The following is a 305-nucleotide window of genomic DNA, read 5'->3' on the forward strand; positions in this document are numbered from 1 at the left end:
GTCTCCATCAGGGCGATTACGGCAAACAACGCGATTACGGTAACGACCCGCTGCCGCGATTGCAGGATTACGCCGCGCAGGGTGCCGAAGTGCTGCACCTGGTGGATCTGACCGGGGCAAAAGATCCAGCAAAACGTCAAATCCCGCTGATTAAAACCCTGGTGGCGGGCGTTAACGTTCCGGTGAAGGTTGGCGGCGGCGTGCGTAGCGAAGAAGACGTGGCGGCGTTACTGGAAGCGGGCGTTGCGCGCGTGGTGGTTGGCTCCACCGCGGTGAAATCACCAGAAATGGTGAAAGGCTGGTTT

The 305-nt window shown here is 59.7% G+C and carries 1 protein-coding gene; it reads left to right on the forward strand.

Going from position 1 to position 305, the window contains the following annotated elements:
* The coding region (locus tag ACXIUA_RS02605) for a HisA/HisF-related TIM barrel protein (RefSeq protein WP_457976053.1) at window positions 1-305 on the forward strand (305 nt) is incomplete at both ends.

This window comes from Corynebacterium sp. UMB8791 (genome assembly GCF_054166365.1).